At 70.2% G+C, this 8,331-nt stretch carries 8 protein-coding genes; 1 reads left to right on the top strand and 7 read right to left on the bottom strand.

What is annotated here, in order from left to right; translation table 11 throughout:
- Positions 1-453 precede the first annotated feature (453 nt).
- Entirely contained in the window at positions 454-642 is a 189-nt protein-coding gene (locus ACFFNX_RS37565; RefSeq protein WP_378210825.1) for a DUF397 domain-containing protein, read from the top strand.
- A 418-nt stretch (positions 643-1,060) separates the two neighbouring features.
- On the opposite strand, the gene ACFFNX_RS37560 is transcribed toward ACFFNX_RS37565, so the two are convergent.
- The 7 genes from ACFFNX_RS37560 to ACFFNX_RS37530 all read right to left on the bottom strand — a co-directional run bounded on the left by ACFFNX_RS37560 (position 1,061) and on the right by ACFFNX_RS37530 (position 8,039).
- Positions 1,061-2,026, bottom strand: coding sequence for an endonuclease/exonuclease/phosphatase family protein (locus tag ACFFNX_RS37560; protein ID WP_378210823.1), 966 nt, complete (start codon positions 2,024-2,026; stop codon positions 1,061-1,063).
- 171 nt (positions 2,027-2,197) lie between these two features.
- Positions 2,198-3,805, bottom strand: coding sequence for an alpha/beta hydrolase (locus ACFFNX_RS37555; protein WP_378210821.1), 1,608 nt, complete (start codon positions 3,803-3,805; stop codon positions 2,198-2,200).
- A 111-nt stretch (positions 3,806-3,916) separates the two neighbouring features.
- A complete protein-coding gene (locus ACFFNX_RS37550; protein WP_378210819.1) occupies positions 3,917-4,669 on the bottom strand; it encodes a hypothetical protein in 753 nt (250 codons plus the stop codon).
- Between the two features lie 12 nt (positions 4,670-4,681).
- On the bottom strand, positions 4,682-5,656 hold the full coding sequence (locus ACFFNX_RS37545; protein ID WP_378210817.1) for an aminoglycoside phosphotransferase family protein: 975 nt from the start codon (positions 5,654-5,656) through the stop codon (positions 4,682-4,684).
- 99 nt (positions 5,657-5,755) lie between these two features.
- Positions 5,756-6,172, bottom strand: a complete 417-nt coding sequence (locus tag ACFFNX_RS37540) for a hypothetical protein (protein WP_378210815.1) — start codon at positions 6,170-6,172, stop codon at positions 5,756-5,758.
- A gap of 204 nt (positions 6,173-6,376) precedes the next feature.
- Complete coding sequence (locus tag ACFFNX_RS37535) at positions 6,377-7,543, bottom strand: cation:proton antiporter (protein WP_378210813.1); 1,167 nt, start codon at positions 7,541-7,543, stop codon at positions 6,377-6,379.
- A 13-nt stretch (positions 7,544-7,556) separates the two neighbouring features.
- Positions 7,557-8,039 carry a cation:proton antiporter regulatory subunit gene (locus ACFFNX_RS37530; RefSeq protein WP_378210811.1) on the bottom strand — a complete coding sequence of 161 codons (483 nt, stop codon included), beginning with the start codon at positions 8,037-8,039 and terminating at the stop codon, positions 7,557-7,559.
- Positions 8,040-8,331: the final 292 nt, after the last annotated feature.

The following is an 8,331-nucleotide window of genomic DNA, read 5'->3' as shown; positions in this document are numbered from 1 at the left end:
ACATCAACATAGATAAGAGGGGAAGAGGAGACAGAACCCCGCAGGATTTTTCCTGTGGTGTGTTCGTCTCCTCTTCTTCTTTTTCCATGAGAGGGGTCGCAGACAGCGGCCCCTTTTTTGTTTTTCAGGGAGAAGCTGCTTAGTCTAAATCGGGGCATCACACGACAAGTCCATGCGTACCCCGCGAGGCCGGCGCCGGCCAAGGGATCTCCTGGAGGCTCACGCGGCCTTTGCCGGATTTGCCGGGACGTCACCGATCTCGACGCGAGCGGCCAGGCGGAACGGGACGACCAACCGCACGGAGGACATGAGGCCGTTGTGGCCCCGGATGCGAACAGGAAGGCCCAAGACACCGCCGTGACCGACGGTGCCTGCTACCGTTTGACACGGTGACTTTGAGGGGCGGCAAGAGCCGTCTCATCGGCGATTCCCCACGAGAACAAGAGGTGCGCGGTGTCCGACGCGTCCGAAGAGGGCCGGGGCGAGCGTCTCATCGCGGTTCGCGACAGCAAGGACCCCGACGGTCCCAAGCTGTTCTTCAGCGTGAACGCCTGGAAAGACTTCCTCGACCGCATCAAGGCCGGCAAACACGAGCTGCCGGAGGACATGCGCGCCCTACTCGACGAACGCTTCGTCGTCTGACCGCCCCTCCCACGGCCCGCCAAGCCCCCGCGGCTCAACACGGACCCACCGCGGAATCACCTCGAACCCCGGTAGGTTCTCGCGTTGATCGCGCGGTCGCCCACGATCGCACCAGCCTGCCGCGTATGGGCTCGGTGCCCCAGGGGTTCGCCGCATCGCTACCGGCCGCAGACCCCCTGCGGGGGCAGGGTACGACCGCGCGCATTCCCTCCGGGGCGGCGTGGGTAGGGGCGGTGTTGATCGCCGCCGACCCGGCCATGGCCGCCTGGCTGCGGCTGGAGACTGGCAGCGCAGGTCATGCATTCGCCGACCACCGTTGACCACTCCGCAATCAGGACTCTCGCTGGGGGAGGCGACACGTCTCCTGGACGCCGACGAAGAGGTCCGGGGGGCTCGTCCATCGCGAGTGTCGTTGTCGTCAGCGACGGCTTACCGGATCGCGTGGTGGGGCTGGCCGCCTCGCGGGTGGCACCTCGTCGGGCGTCTGGTGTTCTGGAAGGGCGAGGTCGGCGGTGAGGCCGTAATGGTCGCTGGCCTGGACTCCGTTGACCGGGTCGGTGAACAGTCGCTCGCAGGAGTGGATTGGTAGCGTAGGGCCGCCGTGCAGGCCGCAGCGTACGAGTATGTAGTCGATTCGCCGGAACGGCCAGTCTCCGTCGACCATTAGTGGGTTGTCGGGGGTGTACGTGGCGCCTGGCTCGTTCGGGTGGGTTCGTTCCCAGGCGTCGCGGTAGCAGACGCTCATTTCGTTCAGTGACTGGCGGCCGGTCCAGAATCGGATGCTCGCCGCGTCGGGGGCGGCGTCGAGGTCGCCGGCCAGTATCACGTGCAGGTCGCGTCCGTTCAGCATGGCGTCGATCAGTCGGGCGGCGGCGACGGCCTGGAGTTCGCGTTCGTACTCCAGGTCCAGTCGCCAGCTGGGGAAATGGTTGACGAACAGCAGTGGCCCGAACGGGGCCGGGGCCTCGATGAGCGCGGCCATGGTGGTGCAGGCGAACCCGGACGTCCGCGGTGTGACGTTCAGGTCGGCCTCGCGTACCTCGGTGATCGGCCACCGGCTGCCGATCGCGATGGTCTGGCCGTCCGGTTCGCGAGCCGTGCTCCGGGCGACGTGATATTCAGGGCCCAGCAGGTCGGCGGCCTGATCGTATGTCGCGCTCGGCGGAGTTTCGGGATCTGGGTGCGCCGGGGCACGACGTGGTGACGGGTGTCCTCGGCCGGGGTGTCCGCCCTCCGGTGTCGCACCGGGCGGCGGGGAGGTCTCGATCACCTCCTGGAAGGCCGCCAGGTCGGGGGCGAGTTCGCCGATCCCCTTCCTGAGGACTTCTCGCCTTGCCGCCCAGTCTCCGCGTGTGCCCCAGAGGTTCATGGTCATCACCCGCATGCGCGAGTCGGTACCCGGCGTTCATGCGGTCATGCGGGCCGCGACGGCGCCGGACCGACCGGAGGTACCCGCCAGGCTTGAGGTGCGACCGAGGCCCAGGTCGGAGTACCTCCTCCGACCTGGGCCTCGGTGGCTCCCGGGCCGTTCAGGGCTCGGCCGAGAGGCAGACGGTCAGGGCCGGGGGCAGTGGAGGTCGTGGGCCGGGATCTTCCCGTCGACCAGGAAGGCGTCGGCCGTCTTGGTGGCGCACGCCTGTGGGCCTTGCGTGCCGTAGACGCCGTGGCCGCCCGCGTCGACCGTGACGAGGGTCGATCGGGCGCCGAGGGCCTTGTGCATGCCTCGGCCCGAGTCCAGCGTGGCCGCCGGGTCGCGCTCGTTCTGCAGGATCAGGATGTTGCGGCGGCCGTGGTGGCTGATCCTGACGGGGTGCTCGACGGGAGCGGTGTGCCAGAACGCGCAGGGCCACAGGTTCGCCGGGGAGCCGGCCGACAGTGGGTAGGTCTTGCGGTCTTCGGCGACGTTGCGGGCGTATGCGTTGATGTCGCCGGGCCACCGTACGTCGTCACAGGCCACCGCGTAGGCCGCCGCGATCGCGTTGTCTCCGGGGACTCCCGGTGAGGTGGCGGCGCTGGGGCTGACCATGGCGAGGGTCTGCTGGAGGGTGCCGGTCTCCTGGTCGGTGGCGTGGCCGGCGGCGAGGTCGGCGGTGGCCCGCCATACCTGGGCCAGCGGCGGGAGCGTCGCGTCCTGGAAGAGCAGGAGGGTGGTCACGTAGCGGAACATGTCGCCGTTCATCGCGGTCGACGTGCCCGGCACGCTCGCGGGCCGCTTATCGAGTTGTGCCGCCAGTTCGCGATAGGTCTTGGTGACGGCTGCGGGCGTGTTCCCGAAATCGACCTGATCGGAGTGGTCGGCGGCATAGCGCGCGGCGTCGGGGAAACGCACCGCGATGCCCTCGCTCTGCTGCTGGAACACCCCGTACCAGATTCGTGCGGGGTCGATGGCGCTGTCGAGCACGATCCGGTCGGTGCGGTGCGGGAACAAGGAGGAATAGGCCGCGCCTAGGTAGGTGCCGTACGAGGTGCCCCAATACGAGACCCGCTTCTCGCCGAGCGCCTTGCGGATTCGGTCCATGTCGCGCGCGGTGTTCGCGGTGGTGATGAACGGCAGTACGCCGCCCGATTCAGCGGCGCAGCGGGCCGCGGCCGAACGCGCGAAACTGACATTTTTCGCTATCGAGCCGTCCGGTGCGGGATAGGGGTAGGGAGGTGTGCTTTCGGCGGCGGTGAAACCGCAGGTCACCGGGCTGCTGTGGCCCACGCCCCGCGGGTCGAAACCGATCCTGTCGTAGGCGGCCAGAACCGATTTACTCGCCATGTCACCGAAGGCGCTCGGCAGATTCAGTCCCTCGCCGCCCGGGCCGCCGGGGTTCAACAGCAGGACGCCGCGTCGCTTCGCCGGATCGGCGGCCGGAACACGGGAGACGGCGATCGTGATCTGCCTCCCACCGGGATGCCGGTAGTCCAGCGGAACCTTGAGCGTGCCGCACTTTTGCCGTGGGTCGACCTTGGTCCCGGGCGGCGGCGCTGGACAGGCTTTCCATACGATCGAGGAATTTCCCGTGGCGGATGGATTCGGATCCGCGCCCGCGATGCCCCTGCAGCCGGTGAGCGCGGCGCCGGCCGCGGTGCAGCATAGGGCGATCGCAACGGTCGTCTTGATTTTGCGGAGCATTATTTTCTCCCGTGCGAGAATTGGCGACCCAAGCGCTGTGGTCACGTCGAAAACGCTATTGATTCGACGTCAGGGAGTCGTCACCGCGCGGTGGACATTCGCGGGTGGCTCGCACGGGGGACAACGGGGCCGAGCCGGTGCCCCGCGCTTAGACGATCACGAGCCGAGGCGCGGAGAGACGACCGGGCGTACGCGGCCCCGGCGGCGGTTGACGTACGCGGCCACCACCGTGCCGGCGCCGGCGAGCAGCGACAGCAGGAGCGCGAGTTCGTCCTTGTGCACGTGGACGCGGTCGGCGATCTCCGGCCGCAGCAGGCCGTGCGGGTCGACGAGCATCCGCACCGGCACGCCGGTGGCGTGCGGCTGCCTGGTCTTGATCGGGTAGACCTTGCCGTCCGGGCAGTGCACGTCGAACCGGTCACTCGTGTCGCTGAAGCGCTGTGCCGGGATCTCGCAGGTCACCGTGTGGTCCATGGTCGCCAGCGCGATCGGCGTCGGCGCCATCATGACGGCGGCGCAGATGAGGCCGCCCCCCACCGCGCCGACGATGCCGAAGTAGCCGCCGCCCACGATCGCCACGCCGATCGTGAAGAACCCGGCGGCGACGACGAGGAGCAGCGCCGCGAAGACGACCGAGTGCGGCGGCAGGGTGTACAGCAGGCCGCAGAGCAGGGTGAGCACCAGCGCGGACACGATGAGACGCCCGCCGGTGCCCGCGCCGCCTCCGCGTTGCCGCCGCAGCGGCGTACCCACCACGACGACGAGGCAGATCACCCCGAACGTGCCGAGCAGGACCGACGCTCCGACGGCGTGCGGGGCCAGCGCCTCGATCAGCGCGGTGCTCAGCAACAGCGCGATCCCCAGCGCGAGGAGACCGGCGGGCCACCAGGATCTACGGCCTTGCGTCATGGCGGGCCACTCCTATGCGTCGAGGTCGAGCTGGGCGACCGATTCCTGGAGCCCCTGCCACGCCTCTTCCGTGTCGGCGGAACGGTCGTGGGGAGCGCGGAACCAGTCGATGTAGATGGACACCTCTTCGAGGTCCCAGCGGAGCCGGTAGAGCGCGAGGGCGGAGGCGTCGACCGTACGGCCGGCGGCCTCGGCGTACCGCTCCAGGTCTTCCGGGCTCTCCACGACGGACCACAGGTCGCGTTCGGGCGGCGCGAGGCCGACCGTGTCCCAGTCGACCAGCAGGTGGCCGCCGTCGCGGCTCAGGAGGTTGCCCGGGTGCGGCTCGCCGTGGGTGAGGACGGGGGCGCCGTCGCCTCTTCGCAGGTCCTCGACCAGCCGGTCGAACTCCTCCATCCGACGCCGGATCGCCGGGGCGTGCCCGGCCAGCAGGGACCGGGTGGGTTCGGTGAACGGTCCGGGCACCCAGCGGATCGCGTCGTCGAGAGCGCTCCGCAGGAGGTCGCGCATTGACAGCCCGAGGTCGAGCACCGGTGCCGCCGCCGGAGGCGCCTGACGATGCAACGCGGCGAGCAGCTCCAGTACGGCGCCGCGTTCGGACGCGGTCCAGGGCCGGTCGAAGTCCCCGGAGGCCCCGTCCAGGAATGGGAAGACGCTGACGGCGTACCGGGGCCCGACCCGGCGGACGGTCTCGCCGGCGAGCCGCAACGGCGCCACGACGAAATCCAGGTGCCCCTCGTCCCGCAGGGCCGCGGCGGTGTCCATGGCTCGGCGCAGGCTCCGCAGAGCGGCGTGCGCGTCCTGTTCGCCCTTGAGCGCCAGGTCGGCGACGGTGACGAACCACTTGTCCCCGCGGTCATCGACCGCGATCCAGTGATGGTCACCGAAACCGACCGGGGCGTACTCCAGCGAGGCCGCGCCGACTCCCCACTCACCCAGGGCTCGGAGCAGCCGCTCCTCATCGAGATCTTTCGGTCGCGTCCTCACGCCGCTCACGTTAGGCGGCCGCGGCCGGCCTCGCACCGCGATATCCGGCAGATCGGGCGAGAAGCGGGCGAGAAGCTCCGCCGGGCGGGGTGAGTGCGGCTACCAGACCCAGACGTACGGGCCGGTCGACAATTGGCCCTCGGCGCCGATGCCCAGGCCGGAGACCGAGCTGTTGTACCACTGGCTGCCGAGGGAGAACTGCGAACCGTCCGGACGTATCCCGAACACGTCGACCTGCGCCCATTGGCCGGAGGTGTTGACCGGCTGCATCCAGCACTGCGACGGGGCCACGGCCCTGCTGCTGATGCCCGTGGTGGTCATGTTGCTGCCCGGGATCGGTGCGGGCCGTTGGGTGATGTACGCCGTGTAGTCACCCTGCGCGCAGATCTGCAGGTGGCCGGCCGGGATCGTCGAGGCAGAGGCATGGTTCTGGCCGCTGCTCACGATGAGCATGGCACCGGCGGTCGCCGCCACGGTGCCGGTGACCGCGCCGACACGCCTGAAACTCGGCTTCATCGTGGACCTCCTGTACCGGCGCCGCGTTGCGGCGCCCGTCAGCGGTCACAACCCGGGGACGCCCACTTCGCGGAGACGACTCGGGTGGACCGAATGAACATCGGCCGAGTCAGCCGACTGTCTCCGCATACGGAAGGCGCCTCCGAAGGGTTCACGGGCGGGTCGCCCGGCCCGGGGCGGCGCGCGCCCCGGGCCGGACAACGCCTAGGAACCGACCGTCGACCGCCGCATCCGTACGGCGTGGGCGAGAGGTTCGACCGCGCGGGCCAGCAGGGGGCCGGCGACGGCGAGGATGAGCACGTACGCCGCCGCGAGGGGGCCCAGACGTGAGTTGCCGCCTGCGGTGACGGCCAGGCCGGCGATGACGATGTTGAACTCCCCTCGGGGCACCAGCGCGGTCCCCGCGCGCAGGCGTCCGGTGGTCGCCACCCCGGCACGGCGGGCGGCCAGCCATCCGGTGGCGGATTTGGTGATGATGCCCGCCACCGCGAGCAGCGCGGCGATCCCGAAGACGGGCGGTAGCTCGGTCGGGTCGGTGTGCAGGCCGAAGAACACGAAGAAGACGGCCGCGAACAGGTCGCGCAACGGGGTGATGAGCTGACGCGCGTCGTGCGCGAGTGGCCCGGACACCGCGATGCCGACGAGGAACGCGCCGACCGCCGCCGAGACCTGCAACTGCTCGGCGAGCCCGGCGACCAGCACGGTCAGTCCGAGGACCTTCAGCAGCAGCACCTCCTGGCTGGGGCTGGCCACGAAACGCTCCACGACCGTGCCGTGCCGCAACGCCACCCACAGGATGACGCCCATCGTCGCCGCCGCGATCAGCAGTGTGAGCGTCCCGCCCAGCAGCCCGGCGCCGGCGAGCAGGGCGGTCAGGATCGGCAGGTACGCCGCCATGGCGAGGTCCTCGAAGACCAGGACCGACAGCACCGAGGGCGTCTCCCGGTTGCCCAGCCAGCCCAGGTCGCCGATCACCTTGGCGGTGATGCCCGAGGAGGTGACACACGTGACGCCGGCCAGCGCCACGGCCGCCACCGGACCCCAGCCGAGGAGTACCGCCGCGATCGCGCCGGGTGCCGCGTTGAGCGCGAGGTCGGCCAGCCCGACCGGCGCGGAGGTGCGCAGCGTGGCCACGAGTTCGTCGGGGGTGTACTCCAGGCCGAGGGTGAACAACAGGAGGATCACCCCGACCTCGGCGCCGAGCGAGACGAACTCCTCGCTGGTGGTCAGGGGCAGGATTCCGCCGGACCCGAACGCGAGACCGGCCAATAGGTAGAGGGGGATGGGGGAGATGGAGAACCGTACCGAGACGGCCCCCAGGAGGCCGAGGGCGAGGATGATGGCCCCCAGCTCGATCAGTTGACCCGTCATATGTGTCCGTCGCCTATCCCGTGGCGAGGACGTCGCCCACGGCCGCGGTCCCCTCCGCGGTGCCGACCACGACGACGATGTCTCCGGCCTGGAAGCCGAAGTCCGGGCGTGGGCTGGCGACGACGTTCCCGTCGCGTACGACCGCGACGATGGAGGCGCCGGTACGGGTCCTGACCTGGGTGTCCCCGAGTGGCCGCCCGTCGTACGGGGAGCCGGCGGCGATCGGGATCTGCGCGCTGACCAGACCCTCGACCTGCCGGTGCAGTTCGGTCAGGCGTTCGACGATCCGCGCGGTGCCGAGCAGCTCGGCGAGCGCGTTGGCCTCCTCGACGGTGAGCGGCACCGTCAGCACGCACGTGTCGGGGTCGTCACGGTCGTAGATGAGCAGGTCGCGGCGGCCGTCGCGATGAGAGATCGTGCCGATCCGGCGGCCCTTCGCGGTGGTGAAGACGTGTTGCAGCCCGATTCCGGGCAGAGCGGTGCGTTCGACGTCCACGGCTGTTCCCTGTTTTGGTTCGATGGTTGTTCGGCCTGAGAGCAGGCGCACGGCATCCACGCCGGACCCGTGACGCGGGCCGGGTGGGTGAGGACGAAACGGCTCGGCGAGCCGGTGTCAGGGCCGTCCCACGGGATGGCTCCTCGTGGAACGCGCTAGGTCAGGGCGTACGGCGGCGCGCGGCCGTCGCGGGTGAAACGGCCGAGGGCGGCGGCCGTCGCCCTGGCGCCGGGCGGGTTCGACCAGGCGCACTCGAGAGCACCGGCCCGTACGGCCGCCGGCAGGGCGGCGG

It is taken from the genome of Actinoallomurus acaciae (genome assembly GCF_042429965.1).
Lineage (GTDB): Bacteria > Actinomycetota > Actinomycetes > Streptosporangiales > Streptosporangiaceae > Actinoallomurus > Actinoallomurus acaciae.
This window is presented reverse-complemented; position numbering and strand designations above follow the sequence as displayed.

Bases quoted from the DNA above. Each gene is read 5' to 3' on its own strand.
- ACFFNX_RS37540 (WP_378210815.1), bottom strand. From the start codon at position 6,172: ATGAAGCCGAGTTTCAGGCGTGTCGGCGCGGTCACCGGCACCGTGGCG.
- ACFFNX_RS37535 (WP_378210813.1), bottom strand. From the start codon at position 7,543: ATGACGGGTCAACTGATCGAGCTGGGGGCCATCATCCTCGCCCTCGGC.
- ACFFNX_RS37560 (WP_378210823.1), bottom strand. From the start codon at position 2,026: ATGCGGGTGATGACCATGAACCTCTGGGGCACACGCGGAGACTGGGCG.
- ACFFNX_RS37550 (WP_378210819.1), bottom strand. From the start codon at position 4,669: ATGACGCAAGGCCGTAGATCCTGGTGGCCCGCCGGTCTCCTCGCGCTG.